The sequence below is a fragment of the Hyphomonas sp. genome (genome assembly GCF_022844445.1).
GTDB lineage: Bacteria > Pseudomonadota > Alphaproteobacteria > Caulobacterales > Hyphomonadaceae > Hyphomonas.
This window is the reverse complement of the sequence record NZ_JALHLS010000013.1, coordinates 101,076-114,572: the sequence shown is the minus strand read 5'-3', so window position 1 is coordinate 114,572 and position 13,497 is coordinate 101,076. Positions and strand designations below refer to the sequence as shown.

The 13,497-nt window shown below is 59.7% G+C and carries 15 protein-coding genes and 1 pseudogene; 11 read left to right on the top strand and 5 right to left on the bottom strand.

What is annotated here, in order from left to right; translation table 11 throughout:
- Window positions 1-206: GcrA family cell cycle regulator (locus Q0C17_RS14295; RefSeq protein WP_291207720.1), on the bottom strand; the 206-nt coding region annotated here is incomplete at its 3' end.
- Between the two features lie 230 nt (window positions 207-436).
- Here Q0C17_RS14295 and Q0C17_RS14290 point away from each other — a divergent pair.
- The 6 genes from Q0C17_RS14290 to Q0C17_RS14265 all read left to right on the top strand — a co-directional run bounded on the left by Q0C17_RS14290 (window position 437) and on the right by Q0C17_RS14265 (window position 4,902).
- Window positions 437-1,267 carry an ABC transporter permease gene (locus Q0C17_RS14290; RefSeq protein ID WP_291207718.1) on the top strand — a complete coding sequence of 277 codons (831 nt, stop codon included), beginning with the start codon at window positions 437-439 and terminating at the stop codon, window positions 1,265-1,267.
- Between the two features lie 109 nt (window positions 1,268-1,376).
- Window positions 1,377-1,991 (top strand): hypothetical protein, encoded by a 615-nt coding sequence (locus Q0C17_RS14285; protein ID WP_291207716.1) that lies wholly within the window; start codon window positions 1,377-1,379, stop codon window positions 1,989-1,991.
- A gap of 318 nt (window positions 1,992-2,309) precedes the next feature.
- Window positions 2,310-2,726: a hypothetical protein gene (locus Q0C17_RS14280; protein ID WP_291207714.1), complete on the top strand. Its 417-nt coding sequence runs from the start codon at window positions 2,310-2,312 to the stop codon at window positions 2,724-2,726.
- Window positions 2,727-3,427: 701 nt separating this feature from the next.
- Window positions 3,428-3,766 carry a hypothetical protein gene (locus Q0C17_RS14275; RefSeq protein WP_291207712.1) on the top strand — a complete coding sequence of 113 codons (339 nt, stop codon included), beginning with the start codon at window positions 3,428-3,430 and terminating at the stop codon, window positions 3,764-3,766.
- Window positions 3,767-4,163: 397 nt separating this feature from the next.
- Window positions 4,164-4,532, top strand: coding sequence for a hypothetical protein (locus Q0C17_RS14270; protein WP_291207710.1), 369 nt, complete (start codon window positions 4,164-4,166; stop codon window positions 4,530-4,532).
- 91 nt (window positions 4,533-4,623) lie between these two features.
- A complete protein-coding gene (locus tag Q0C17_RS14265) occupies window positions 4,624-4,902 on the top strand; it encodes a hypothetical protein (RefSeq protein WP_291207708.1) in 279 nt (92 codons plus the stop codon).
- An 819-nt stretch (window positions 4,903-5,721) separates the two neighbouring features.
- On the opposite strand, the gene Q0C17_RS14260 is transcribed toward Q0C17_RS14265, so the two are convergent.
- The gene (locus Q0C17_RS14260; protein ID WP_291207706.1) at window positions 5,722-6,018 is read right to left on the bottom strand and encodes a hypothetical protein; all 297 of its coding nucleotides are present in this window, start codon (window positions 6,016-6,018) and stop codon (window positions 5,722-5,724) included.
- A 253-nt stretch (window positions 6,019-6,271) separates the two neighbouring features.
- Between Q0C17_RS14260 and arr the strand changes: the two are divergent.
- Window positions 6,272-6,618, top strand: a pseudogene (arr, locus tag Q0C17_RS14255) (NAD(+)--rifampin ADP-ribosyltransferase).
- Between the two features lie 247 nt (window positions 6,619-6,865).
- Here arr and Q0C17_RS18205 read toward each other — a convergent pair.
- The gene (locus Q0C17_RS18205; protein ID WP_366914828.1) at window positions 6,866-7,336 is read right to left on the bottom strand and encodes a DUF1643 domain-containing protein; all 471 of its coding nucleotides are present in this window, start codon (window positions 7,334-7,336) and stop codon (window positions 6,866-6,868) included.
- Between the two features lie 121 nt (window positions 7,337-7,457).
- Here Q0C17_RS18205 and Q0C17_RS14250 point away from each other — a divergent pair, with 121 nt between their 5' ends.
- Both Q0C17_RS14250 and Q0C17_RS14245 read left to right on the top strand, forming a co-directional pair.
- Complete coding sequence (locus tag Q0C17_RS14250; protein WP_291207701.1) at window positions 7,458-8,027, top strand: hypothetical protein; 570 nt, start codon at window positions 7,458-7,460, stop codon at window positions 8,025-8,027.
- Window positions 8,028-8,756, top strand: coding sequence for a hypothetical protein (locus Q0C17_RS14245; protein ID WP_291207698.1), 729 nt, complete (start codon window positions 8,028-8,030; stop codon window positions 8,754-8,756). It begins immediately after the preceding gene.
- Window positions 8,757-8,780: 24 nt separating this feature from the next.
- Here the strand turns inward: Q0C17_RS14245 and uvrB are convergent, their stop codons facing one another.
- Window positions 8,781-10,967: an excinuclease ABC subunit UvrB gene (uvrB, locus tag Q0C17_RS14240; protein ID WP_291207695.1), complete on the bottom strand. Its 2,187-nt coding sequence runs from the start codon at window positions 10,965-10,967 to the stop codon at window positions 8,781-8,783.
- Between the two features lie 591 nt (window positions 10,968-11,558).
- Window positions 11,559-11,786, bottom strand: coding sequence for a helix-turn-helix transcriptional regulator (locus tag Q0C17_RS14235; RefSeq protein ID WP_291207692.1), 228 nt, complete (start codon window positions 11,784-11,786; stop codon window positions 11,559-11,561).
- A gap of 261 nt (window positions 11,787-12,047) precedes the next feature.
- Here Q0C17_RS14235 and Q0C17_RS14230 point away from each other — a divergent pair, with 261 nt between their 5' ends.
- Both Q0C17_RS14230 and Q0C17_RS14225 read left to right on the top strand, forming a co-directional pair.
- On the top strand, window positions 12,048-12,674 hold the full coding sequence (locus Q0C17_RS14230) for an RNA polymerase sigma factor (RefSeq protein ID WP_291207689.1): 627 nt from the start codon (window positions 12,048-12,050) through the stop codon (window positions 12,672-12,674).
- A 9-nt stretch (window positions 12,675-12,683) separates the two neighbouring features.
- Window positions 12,684-13,497, top strand: an 814-nt coding sequence (locus tag Q0C17_RS14225; RefSeq protein ID WP_291207685.1) for a FecR domain-containing protein, incomplete at its 3' end; no start/stop codon positions are given.

Here is a 13,497-nt window from a genome sequence, read left to right as displayed (position 1 = left end):
AGGAACCGGGGTTTCGGACGGGCCAGGCGCGGCGGGCGCTTCACCGGGCGCGACGGGGTGGCGCGGCCCGACAGGCCGAGGCGGTGGACCTTGCCGATCACCGCATTGCGCGTCACGCCGCCCAGCTGCTTGGCGATCTGGGAGGCCGAATGGCCCTCGGCCCAGAGTTTCTTGAGGGTGTTCACCCGCTCATCGTTCCACGACATGTTGGAAGTCTCCCGCATCTCAGGGCGCGTCCCGTCGCTGGGTGCGCATACCCCTATATGTTGTGATGGCTGTACGCGCCAACTGTTCTGACACCTAGATGTCGTATCAGAGGCGTAATGAAACACAACATGCAGGCCCCGCTTTCCACAGGGTTCTATATCTTGTGGGGCCAATTTGGCCCGGCGGTGCCCCTCGCATGTGCGCGCTGCATCGCTTATGTGCAGTACCCATGCAGACGATTCCCCCCGCCGATCAATCCCGCCCGCTCCGCCAGTACGGCGCCTTTAACGGGCTCGGCCTGTGGACGCTTTACCAGCGGGAGGTGGGGCGGTTTCTGAAGGTCTGGATGCAGACCGTTTTTGCGCCGGTGGTGACGACCTTGTTGTTCATGACGGTGTTCAAGCTGGCCTTCGGGGACCGGGGACAGCTGACGGGGGACTTCGAGAACCTGCGCTATAACGACTTCCTGGCGCCCGGCCTGATCATGATGGCGATCCTCCAGAACGCCTTTGCCAACACCAGTTCCAGCCTGGTGCAGGCGAAATTCAATGCCACGCATGTGGATTTCCTGATGCCGCCGCTGTCCTCGCTCGAGCTGACCATCGCCTTCCTCGGCGGCGCGGTGACGCGCGCCCTGCTGATCGCGCTGATCTGCGGCCTCGCAATCCAGCTGTCCGGCCTCGCCAGCCTGCCGATCCGCCATGTTTGGCCGATCCTGTGGTTTTCGCTGACCAGCGCCGTGATCCTTGGCGCGCTCGGCATCCTGGGCGGGATCTGGGCCGACAAGTTCGACCATCTCGCCGCGGTGACGAACTTCATCATCGTGCCGCTGACGTTCCTGTCGGGCACGTTCTACGACGTAAAGGTGATGGTCGAGCCGTTCGAGAGCATCGCGCACCTCAACCCGATCTTCTACATGATCGACGGCTACCGTTACGGTCATATCGGCGTCGCTAACGGATCGCTGCTGACCGGTGCAATCTATACTGGCCTGTTGGCGCTCGGATCTGTCATCGCCGTGTGGGCGGTGTTCCGCGACGGCTATAAACTGAAAGCGTGAAATTTATCCCCATTCAGGCGAAACGCTCATATTTCGCCACATTTCGGGATCATCGGGACGGGCGCGGAGGGCAAAAATGTCCCCGGCAAACCGGTGATGGAGAATCCATATGAGAATTGGAAAAGTCCTGTCCGGCGGGCTGTTGCTCGCTGTGTTGAGTGTTACCGCGTGCATGAACGTTCCCAACGACATGACCGTTGCGGAGTATTGCGCGAACCCGAAGAAGGCGAATGAGAACGTCTGCCGCCTGAAAGTCGAGATTGACGGCACGTCGACGGCGCTTGCGTCGACTGACATGCGCCTTGCCGATGCCCTGAAGCTGACGGCAAACGCCCAGGCCACGGCCGATGCCGCGCAGGCTGATGCGGCGGCTGCCATGGCCAGGGCCGAAGAGGCCTATGCCAAGGACGACAGCATGGTCTGCGAAACCACCACGGTCCAGAAAAGCACGACCGGCAGCTGCCGCGAAGGCTACACGCTGACGAGCTGCAACCAGACGCGCTATACCTACCGCGCCGGCGGCCCGTCGATCCTGCGTGAGATCAACGACAAGCAATGCCGCTTCAACGACCGCGTTCTCGAAATGCAGGTCCGCTGCTGCGGCACGGCCAGCTCGGTGCCGCAACCGGCCGACCTCGTGGTCGACGGCCAGGAAGCCGAAACGGTCGAAACCTCGGCGCCCGCGCCGGAAGCCGAAGTGACCCCGGCGCCCGTTTCGCCGTAAGCCTTCCCTCCCGCACGGGAGTCCGGAAACCGTCCGCACACAGGTGTGGACGGTTTTTTTGTTTTGGAGCGTTCTTCCGTAAACGGGGGAGGGGTAAGGATAGCGCGGGCTGCGCTCAATTCATTCACCGCAGGTCGCGCATGTTCGCCGGCGGAGGCAAAGCTCTTGCCACTTTTAGGCGAATGAGTTCACAATCTGCGAGCGGGCATCGAGGTAGCTCAAAACATGCACTCCAAGCTGCCGCGAAACTGGAGTTCTAGGATGCAGCGCGCTTGGGGGGGGGCTAGCTCAGGCGACTGCGACAGCGGGAAGCGGAACATGAGCCTAGCAAAGACAATTGTTGCGTTTGCAGCAGGCGCTCTGGTGAACACTGTAGGGACTTTTGCATTTGCCGAGACTGCAACGGTAATGAGCGTGGAGTATGCCCCCATCATTGAACGAGCAGACGGCCGGTTTGTCACTTGCGGGATTCACTATTCCGCAGTTGTTCAGAGTACGGAGCGACTACTCGGCGTTCAAGGTTCTTGGAACTCAATGTACTTTCCCGGACACTACCCCGGAATGTCGATGAAAGCCGTCGCCGTGCAACCTGGCGGTGAAACAACGCAAAGAGTTCAGATGTCGGCGGCCCAATACAAGGGCAATCGGTTCAACACTTTCTCGATGTCGCAGGAGGCGGGCGAAAGCAGCTCAAGACTCATTTTTTACCCGCTGACCGAGTCGCTCGAAATGTAGGAAAACTTTCAAAGCGAGCTGCCTTTCGGATTTTGGGTGTTCCTGACTTTCGAAGGATCTTCTCGCGACTTCAGCTTTAAGCTGCCTGCGTTTGATTCCGAGAATGGCGGAGATGCCGCATTGATGGAGCTAGCTCGTTGCAATGCAGACGCGATGACAGCGTGGATGGCAGAAAACATGCCAGAGTGATCGCACTTTCCCGACCCGAAAGAAATCCGCTCCGAATTGTCTCTCAAGAGTAGCTGTGATATGCTCTTTTAAGTTACATGGGGGCAAAAAATGAAAACACTCTTTGCTGCAATCCTGCTTTTCGTAGCGGTTCAACAGGTTCAAGCTCAGACTTGCCCATATGCTACCGAGTGTTTGAGCAATCCCTATGGGGCGGGGAGCCCTTACAAGCCCGACGGATTGATGAATCCATACTCGCAGTATGGAAGCCCTTACTCCAATCAGTCGTGGACGAATCCATACGCAACGGATGCTCCAAAAATTTACGACCAGGATGGAAACTACAGAGGGCGTCTGTCGGCCAATCCGTATGACCCTGAAAGTACTTCCAACCCTTACGGTCGATACGGAAACCCCTATTCGCCGGACAGCATCAACAATCCATATGGCGCCGGAAACCCATACTCAAATCAAGAACTGTATGTTGTGCCCTGTACGAACATTTACGGGTGCGATTGATCTGCGAGCCGTTCATGCGATTCTTTGGCACACTCTCGCTAGCGATGCTCTGTCTGCTCTTGGCAGCTTGCGGCCAGGGCGCGTCACAAGAGGAGGCGTTCTTTGATGAAGACGCCGCAACTGAAGACGCTATTGCTGAATACACCTACTCAACATACGAAGATATCTTTGGAAGCTATCAGTGTACGTATGATTGCAGCGGTCATGATGCTGGCTTTGAATGGGCTAAGGAAAACATGATCTTGGACGGTTACGGTTGTAGCGGTGATAGCAATTCGTTCGTAGAGGGCTGCGAAGCTTATGGGGAAGCGATCGCTGACTACGTTGCAACTGCGCACGAAGATCACCCTTAACTGTACGAGCTTCGTTTCTCACAGGTAGGGTATTGGGTAGCGACACTACCCAATAAAAACTGCAAACCAGCTTACTGCTTCGGGCGTTTCGATTGCATGATGGCGGCAACGCCAACCAAGATCGCGCCTATCCCTACCGCAAAACTCTCAAAGATGGTGACTGCTGTCTCCAACATAAGCCGCTCCTATTCATAGAAGCAAAGTAGTCAGATACGGTTATCGACGGCTTAAGCTGTTTACCTTTAGAATTAGATTTTTACGATCCGTTAAGTGAAATGTCTATGTTTATCAGGCGGATGATCATTAGATTAATCTTATTTCACGTGCCGAAAGTCGAGAAATTTACCTCGCTTGAAAGCTAGCCGCCGGGGCGAGATGACATCCCGCAGAGCAGATCATGGCCGAGCAGGGGGGGGGCGAGCCGGTGCTGCGCGAGGCGCCGCCGCCGACGCCGGAGCAGCTTGCCGGGAAGGCCATGGACGAGGAAATCTGGGCGGCGATACTGCCGGTGGAGGCGGCACACCTAGCCGCATTGGGCAAGACGCGGCGGGACTTTCCGGAAGAGGAGGTGATCGCGCGGGAGCTGGAGAGGGCGGAGGAGTTCTGGCGGCTGCGCGAGGCGCGCGAGCGCTGGATGAGCCTGCCGGGACGCACGCCGCCGCCGCCCACGGTGAACCTGCCGCCGCAGCGCAGCCTGTGGGGCGTGCGCCACATTTCGCCCCGACTTCTGCACCCCGCTGCCGCAAACATTAGACTTTCTCCATGAAGCTAACCCTGCCGGCCTTTGTCCGTATATGTACGGAGCCTGCTGCCTGAAAATGCGTCCGGTAAGCGGGACGACAAAGAGGAGAGAAACCATGAAGAAGATCGTTGCCATCGCAGCTCTTGCTGCCGCTTTTGCTGCCCCGGCGGCCCTGGCCGACCATCACGGCAAGAAAACCTTCGCCGACATCGACGCCGATGCCAACGGCGCCATCACGCTGACCGAGCTTCAGGCCTTGAAGCCGGAAGTGACCGCCGAAAAATTCGCCAAGTACGACACCGATGCGAGCGGCGGACTGACTGAGGCCGAAATGGAAGCCTGGAAAGCAAAGAAGGCTGCGAAAGCCGCACAGGATGGAGCCAAGGCGGAGTAACGCCCACTGCTCCGGCTTGATTTCGGAAAGGCCCCCGGTGCGCGAGCATCGGGGGTTATTTTCTGCTTCACACAAAAAGAAAGGCGCGGTGCCGTTTGACGGGCGCCGCGCCTTCCCTGGTGTTTCGAATCAGACTACCGAGACACTGTGCATGCACTCGTGAGCGGTGGTTCGAAGTTCACCGGGTTCTTTCGGGTCCACTGACGTGACCCCTCCATCACCCTCCGCATCTGGACGTTCGCCCTGGCAGGCGCACGCTCCCGTTGCGGTGCCCCGTGTGCGCTGTCAGCCGGGGGGCTGCGCATCGCTCGGGGACTTTGGCCGCCTTCCTCGTCTTCGCCTGTCGCACTCGTCCGTTCTGCGTCATTGAAGCCGCAGTTCTTCTTCGTGCTCCGAGACGGAGCTTCCGGTATCTTGGCCACCGTAATTCGGGTTGCGCCCCGTTTACGGCATTCGGCTCCCATCCGCGGGTCTAGCTCCCGCCGGTCTGGGCCACCGCCTGTTTTTTTCCCGTCTCTCCGCCGTGCCCTTTGCGCCTCCGGTCTCCCGGTCTTGCTCCTGGCCCGGCCTCCATGACGGGGGCGATGGGCTCGCCTCCGCTCCTCTTTGCGGGTTGTCTCCCGCCGGGATTTCGTTGGCTTGACGTAACGATCTCACCGAAATTCGCGTGAGTCGAGAGGGTGTCGAGGATTTTTTCGCGTCCCGGGGGATAAATTTCACAGATTTAAGACAGGCTGTGGAATTGGTGCGCCTGCGAGGATCAGAAATCGCTTCGCGATTTACCGAGCGAGGCAGCACGCCAGATTATCCGTAGGCGGATTATCTGGCCCATTCGAACAGGTCGAGGGTCTCGTCGCTGGCGCGTTTGCCACGCATCCGGTCGAAGCAGGGGTGGGGGATCAAGCGGCCGGAGGACAGGATCTCCGAGACGGCGGTGCCGCCATGCTGGGGCCGCGAAACGCGGATCGGCGCGTCGCAGTGCGGGCAGCGCTCGTCCCAGCCTCGGGCCGGCGGGGGGGCGGCAGTGTCGGGGCGGAAGTAGACCGTGGCGGCGACCTTCGCACGCTCCGGGCCGGTGCCGGCATTGCGGAAGTGTTCCTTGCGGCGGATCCACATATGGGGCCTCCCTCAGTCTCGCCCGCTAGGGATAGCAGAGAGGGGTTAAGGAGGGGTGAGAGGGCGCGTGCGACCATCACGGAGATGGCGACAAATGCGCCTCGCTCAAGAATTGCGGGCGCGCTATTTCCGGTACATCTGGCGGGCGGTTCTGACGGCGAAAGGGAAAGCAGGGCAGACCGCGGCGGACGAGACGGCGGCGGAAGTTTTCTGGCACGGCAAGCGCGCGCAGCTCAGCGTGGGCGACCTGATCATGCCGGGCTACCGGTCGAACTATGGAAGCCGGCGGCAGGCGAACTTCGTGTACTTCGCGGCGACGCGGAGGCGGCGAGCTGGGGCGCGGAGCTGGCGCAGGGCGAGGGGCGGGCGCGGATCTATGTGGTGGCGCCGACCGGTCCGTATGAGGACAACCCGAACCTGACGGACAAGAAGCTTCCCGGCAATCCGACGCGGTCCTACCGCTCGCGCGCGGCGGTGCGGGTGACGGGGGAGGTTGCCGCCTGGCAGGGGCACGCGCCGGACGTGCTGCAGGCGATGCGCGACGGGATCGAGGCGCTCCGGCGGCAGGGAATCGAGGCGGAGGATGGCCTTCCGGATTAGGGATGCGCGGCGGTTTCCGGACGGCGCAGGAGGGCTTACGGGGCCTCGCCATCGCCGGGACGGACGCGGAAAGACGCCAGCCTGGGCCCCAGCTGTCGCCGGGGTGAGCGGGGCGGGGAGAGGGCGGTGGGACAGGCCGGGTGGGGCGGGCGCAGCGATCCCCACCAAGGGCCATGACGGTTGCGAGCGCGGATGGTGGGTATCGCTGCGCTCAACCCACCCTACGAGGCGCCTCCGCCTCGAACAGTTAGGGGAATGGGCGCAGTTCAGCGTCACTCTTTAGGTACAATGGATGCCTAGGAGCTCCGGCGCCGCTTTTGCCGAGGCATCTGAAGGCGATTGCTGGAAAGGCTTGAACAAGATTTTGTCCGGATTTTTGGGCCACTGGGTGAGCTCCCCAGCCGCAGATAACCATGTCTGCGGCCTCTACTGCCATTCTTAAATGCAACTGATTTTCTGGCCCTTCAGGATCTTCGGCGCGAAGTAACAGTTTAGGGTCTGATGTCCTGAACGCAAAAAGGTTCACAACTGTCAATCCGCCACAGTTCTCGCGCTTGGCGAAGCCAATGCACCGCCTCAGGGTCGGGTCATCAATCTCGGCGTCCGCTACCGACGGATTCAAAAGGATAAAAGTCGCACGAATACCTGGTCCCCAAATGCGCGAGAGGCTCCATCGATAGCGTCCACATGCTGAAATCGCGGCCGACTTTCTTAACATTCCGGTACCAATCTTTAATTGTCTCGGCTTCGACTCAATTTTTTGTTATCGAATCACACTAACTAAATGATGGTATAATGCGCAAGATTCACTATTTGTTCTTGCGCAAGGAGGTTTTCCCGTGGCAAGCCAAATGACAGCTTCCGAGTTGCTCTTTGAGATTCAGAAGAAGCAACTAGACCACGATGAGTTCTATCATCGTGAAATCGCTCGGTTGCCGATGCCCCATCGGTTGCAGCACATGGCTTTGCACCTTTCGAAGTATTTTGCTCGACTGGTCGCCAACCACCACCGAAGTGATGCTACGCTCCGTCTGTGGACGGATGCCTTCATCATATCGGTTTCAACGTGCAACACGCTCAATCGAAAGCTAGAAGACCTGTGGGGGCTTCCAGAATACTCGCCTATGGCAGCGGCGGAGCTTCGCCAATGGATCGACATAGCTTTTGAAGCTAGCGTGCCGCAAACCGCTAGGATTTCTTACCTCGCAAAGCATGTTGAGCAAATCTGCAACGCAACTGAAAAGATGGATCATATAGAAGAATTTCCCTATCGAAGCTGTATCGGCACCAGCGCTGCAATGATCGCAGGAGCTGCGGCGGCAGAGATTCAACGATCGGGCGATCTTTTTGATATCGTTGCGACACGTTTGGACGGCGTGAAAGCAAAGTCAATTTTTCATGAGGCATGAATGTTCTGGGCCGGGGAAAAAATACTTACATACTTGAGGGATCAAAAAGAGAATATTGTCTCTGGATTCGATCCGGACAGAATTGACTGCAATTCTTACCGCCTTCGAGTCGGCCAAGAGTATTTCATCACAGACGACCACAAGGACAAAGCGTGGTCCAAAAAAGGGGCGCAGATATTTCTGGGCGACGAAAAAACTGGGGCTCAAGAAGGCTGCAAAATCCCTTCTGGACAGTTTGCTTTTATCATGACGGAAGAAATAATTCGCATGCCAACTAACGTGATGGGGTTCATCTCATTGCGAACAAAGAACGCCAAGTTCAAAGGCTTGGTCAACGTCTCAGGCTTCCACGTCGATCCCGGCTATAACGGCAAGTTGATATTCTCGGTTTTCAACGCTGGGCCATCACCCATCCATGTGAAGCGATTTGATCAGCTTTTTCAGCTTTGGTTCGCAGACATCGATGTTAGTGAAAAGCGCCACCTAACTTCCGGTACGAAGTTTGTTCGTCCTCCAAAAGTTGAGAACGAACACATCCCTTCCGACTTGATAAGTAACGTGTCCGATCCGTTGGTTTCACTTCAAGACGTTTCAAAGAAAATTGATGCGCTCGACAGAAAAATTTTTCAGCTTTATGCAATCGGCGGCGCGATCCTTACCCTGCTAACGCTTGTGAACATCCTCGTTCTGAACGCAGAGCGATTAACGAGGATGATAAGTCAAACTTGATAATGGCCTTGTTGCTGATCGCCGTCAGAGAAGCCCCAAATCCTGCTCTCTCAGCCGCTTCAGCTCATCCCTGAGGCGCGCCGCAACCTCAAATTCCAGGTTCGCCGCTGCTTCGCGCATTTGTTTTTCGACGCTGGCGATGACGGCTTTGAGGTTGTGACCCGACTCTCCGGCCATCGGTAGGGCCTTGGCTTCGGCGACGCCGCGTTCGCGGGCCTTGCGGCTGCGGCTGGCGGAAGGTTTGTCGCCGAGTTCGCCGAGGATGTCGGAGACGTCGCGGATGATGGTGGTCGGCGTGATGCCGTGTTCCAGGTTGTAGGCGTGCTGCTTCTCGCGTCGCCGGCGGGTCTCCTCCATCGCGCGCTCCATCGAGCCGGTGATGCGGTCCGCATAGAGGACCACGCGGGCCTCCGAGTTGCGCGCGGCGCGGCCAATGGTTTGCACAAGGGAGGTTTCCGAACGCAGAAAGCCTTCCTTGTCGGCGTCGAGGATGCCGACGAAGGCGCATTCCGGGATGTCGAGGCCTTCGCGCAGCAGGTTGATGCCGACGAGGACATCGAACACGCCGAGGCGCAGGTCGCGGATGATCTCGATGCGCTCGATCGTGTCGATGTCGGAGTGCATGTAGCGCACGCGCACGCCGTTCTCGTGGAGGAAGTCCGTCAGGTTCTCTGCCATCTTCTTCGTCAGCGTCGTGATCAATGACCGGAACCCGGCGGCGGCGACGGCCTTCACTTCAGCCATCACGTCATCGACCTGGTTGGCGCCGCCTGTCGACACGGGGCGGACTTCGACGGGCGGGTCGATCAGGCCGGTGGGGCGGATGACCTGTTCGGTGAAGACCCCGCCGGTCCGCTCCAGCTCCCATTTGCCGGGGGTCGCGGAGACGTGGACGGTCTGCGGGCGCATGGCGTCCCATTCCTCGAACTTGAGGGGGCGGTTGTCGATGCAGGAAGGCAGGCGAAAGCCGTATTCGGCAAGCGTGGACTTGCGCGAGAAGTCGCCTTTGAACATCGCGCCGATCTGCGGGATCGTCTGGTGGGACTCGTCTGTGAAGACGAGGGCATTCTGGGGCAGGTATTCGAACAGGGTCGGCGGCGGCTCGCCGGGCTTGCGGCCGGTGAGGTAGCGCGAGTAGTTCTCGATGCCGTTGCACGAGCCGGTGGCGGCCATCATCTCGATGTCATACTGGCAGCGCTGGGCGATGCGCTGGGCTTCGATGAGTTTTCCGTGCTTCTCGAAGTGGGCGATGGTCTGCTTGAGCTCGAGCTTGATGGATTCAACCGCCTGCGTGAGCGTCGGGCGCGGCGTGACATAGTGGCTGTTTGCGTAGATCTTGATGGCGGGCAGGCGCTGCAGCGTACGGCCGGTGAGGGGATCGAATTCGACGATGGATTCCAGTTCGTCTCCGAAGAAGGAGAGCTTCCAGGCGCGGTCTTCATAGTGGGCGGGGAAGATGTCGAGCACGTCGCCTTTGAGGCGGAAGGTGCCGCGGCCGAAGGCGACATCGTTACGGGTGTACTGGTTGGCGACGAGGCGTTCGGCGACGGCGCGCGGGTCGATGCGGTCGCCGGCGTTGAGGGTGAAGGTCATCGAGGTGTAGGACTCGACCGAGCCGATACCGTAAAGGCAGGAAACGGAGGCGACGATGATCACGTCGTCGCGCTCCAGGATGGCGCGGGTGGCAGAGTGGCGCATCCGGTCGATGGCTTCGTTGATCGAGCTTTCCTTCTCGATGTAGAGGTCCGCCCGCGGAACATAGGCCTCAGGCTGGTAGTAGTCGTAGTAGGAGACGAAATACTCGACTGCGTTGTCCGGGAAGAAGGACTTGAACTCGCCGTAGAGCTGGGCGGCGAGGGTCTTGTTGGGCGCAAGGATCAGCGCGGGGCGCTGAGTGGCCTCGATGATCTTCGCCATGGTGAAGGTCTTGCCGGTGCCGGTCGCGCCGAGCAGGACCTGGTCGCGCTCGCCGGCGCCGATGCCTTCGACGAGTTCCGGGATGGCGGTGCGCTGGTCGCCGGCGGGCTCATAATCGGCCTGCACGCGGAAGCGGCGGCCGCCCTCGAGCTTTACCCAGGCGCGGTCGGGCCGGTGGGGCGTCCACTGGTCCGATGGCAGCGCGCCAGCTGCGTCCATCGCGAAGCCGTCAAAGCTGAAGGCAGCGGAGGCGTCGGCAACGCCGCGGGCGGGGGGACGGGAGGGGCGGGCCATGGGCGAAAGATATGGGCGGCGGGGGTGGCCGTGTCCAGAGTATTCTTGTTTTGTTCGGCAGCGGGGGGTGGCCTGCTGACAGGAGATGTCAGCAGGGGGCCCGCATGGCGTGGCACAGGATTTTCGGGATGGCTTTTTCGAGGATCTATCCCGCCTACGTGGCTGATGCGGGAGACCAGGTACCTCGACCAGCTCGTGGACGAGCTGGCGAAGGGGAGGGCTCTGGCCTGCTCGAACAGATACCCGCCCGGCATCGGAAAATGCGTTGTGACCAGTGTGACCCACGCGACTATGCGGATTTGCCGGTTCAGATGAAGAAGCCAGAGATTGCGTCGTGCCAGCGGACTGGGCGGATGGAGCATTCAACAAAGGTTCCGATACCTTCTGCCGACCTTCGCCGGCAATTCGTTCTGTTCGACATCCAGTGCTCTTGCGATTCTAAAGGTCACGATCCTGCAGACCAGTCTGACCTCGACTTACGCGGATAGAGATAATCAGCTTCCAGCAAGCCCAGGCGGCGCAAAGCACCGGAGATTGATTGAAAGGAGATTGCGAGGGCGAGCAAAGCGCGGTGACAAACTTCGCTTCGAACTACTGACGCTTCTTCTTAGATGGGGGCACAAGAAGTTCATACGGCTCAACGCCAACGGCCTTGGACAGCTTCGATACCATATCGATTGTCGGACTGTTTAACTGCCGTTCGAGCAAGCTTACGTAGGCGCGTTCGACACTTGCATTGAGCGCAAGCTCTTCCTGGGAAAGGCCGGCCAACTTCCGATACCTTTTGAGGTTTTCTGCAAACACGCGCCGGATTTCCATCCGCTGACGGAAACCGCGTCAGGTAATATGCAACCACGTGATATATTACGAATTTTTTGTGAGCAGCGGGATTACCCGCCGTCGAAGCCAGTTCGTCAGAGGCTTAGTCGAACGACTCCCTTCGTGACTTGACTAAAACTTTACGTCGCTTTGTGGCAATCTTGAGTAGTATATTACGACGTACTATAGTATGAAAAGTAAGTGGTGCCGACCTTTTCAGGTCCGCGTTGGAAGGCGGAAGATAGCGCGACGGCGGTGAAAATGAGGAAAGAAGATTTAGCCAGGTCAGTCCAGAAGCAACAAAAGGCTCAGGCTACGGATCATTTGGAAGTTGGCTCACGTGAAAGCCGCGCTTCCGCTCGTTCTGATCTGGCCCTCGTTTTTCAGGGCCAGTACCGCGATCTGCTACGCTTTTGCTCTGTGCGAGTAAGAAATGATGCAGATGCTGAAGACATTCTGCAAAGCGCCTTCCTCGCGGCGCGCCGGGCATATCCCGACAAGCAGGCAGACGAGCTTCGCCCGCTCCTGTTCACGCTCGTCCGCAACATGGCGATCAGCCACCTGAAGCTTCACTGGAACAGGCACCGGCACGGCGGGGATATCAGCGAGGTCGTCAGGGCTCATGCGTGTCCGCAGAGCCCGACGCCGGAGACCCAGCTGATCGCGGTGGAGAGCCTCGTCCTCGTCGAGGAGGTCCTCGCCGGGATGAGCCCGCGCCGGCGCGAAGCGCTGCGCCTGCACCGGTATGAAGGCCTCTCCTATGAGGAAATCGCCCGGCGCTTGTCAGTCTCGTCTGCGGCTGTCAAAAAGCATGTGGCGCTGGCGGTGGCCGAGATTGCCAGGCGCCTGGCTGAAGCAGAAGGCCGCGGCGAAGACCCAGCCGGATAACAGGCGCGCATGACAGGCAACACGTCCCGTGCAGCCCGGCTCGAGGCTGCGGCTGGCTGGTATGCCGAGCTGCAGGACGAGGCGCTTGCGGCGGATGTCTGGGAGCGTTTCTGCCTCTGGGAGCGCGACCCGGCCAATGCCGCCGCGTTCCGGGAGATCGAGGCAGCGCTCGCCGTCCTTGACCGATCAAGGTTCGCGCGCCCGAAAGCCTCCAGGCGGACACCGCAGATCTTTGCCTGGACGGGCGCAGTTGCGGCGGCCGCGGCGCTCGCCTTCGGCGTATTTGCGTTGACACAGCCGGGAACAGATCCGGTCCCGGCTCCGGCGCCGGGACCAGAACCGCAAATCCACACAACAGAGATTGGCGAGCAGCGCGAGGTGCGCCTCGCCGATGGAACGACCGTGCTGCTCAATACCGCGACGCAGCTGGAGGTCGCCTTTACCGAGGCGGAGCGCCGCGTGCACCTGGTGAAGGGGCAGGCCCTGTTTGATGTCCAGTCCGGGGAAGTTCCGTTCACGGTCGAAGCCGGGGGACGGCGGACGACGGCGCTCGGAACGCGGTTCGATGTCTACCTGATGCCGGACGGCCTCGCCGTCACCCTTGTGGAAGGGGTTGTCCGCGTCGCGCGGGCAGGCACGGACGAGGGCAGCTTCCTCGCCCCCGGCGAGCAGTTGCGGGTTTCTGGCGGCGACGTCCGCGTCGTTCCTGTCGATACCGCGGCCGTCACCGGCTGGCAGGCCGGCATGCTCCAGTTCCGCGATGCACCGCTCGGCGAAGTCATCGCCGAACTCAACCGCTACTCAGACGTACAGCTGCGCCTCG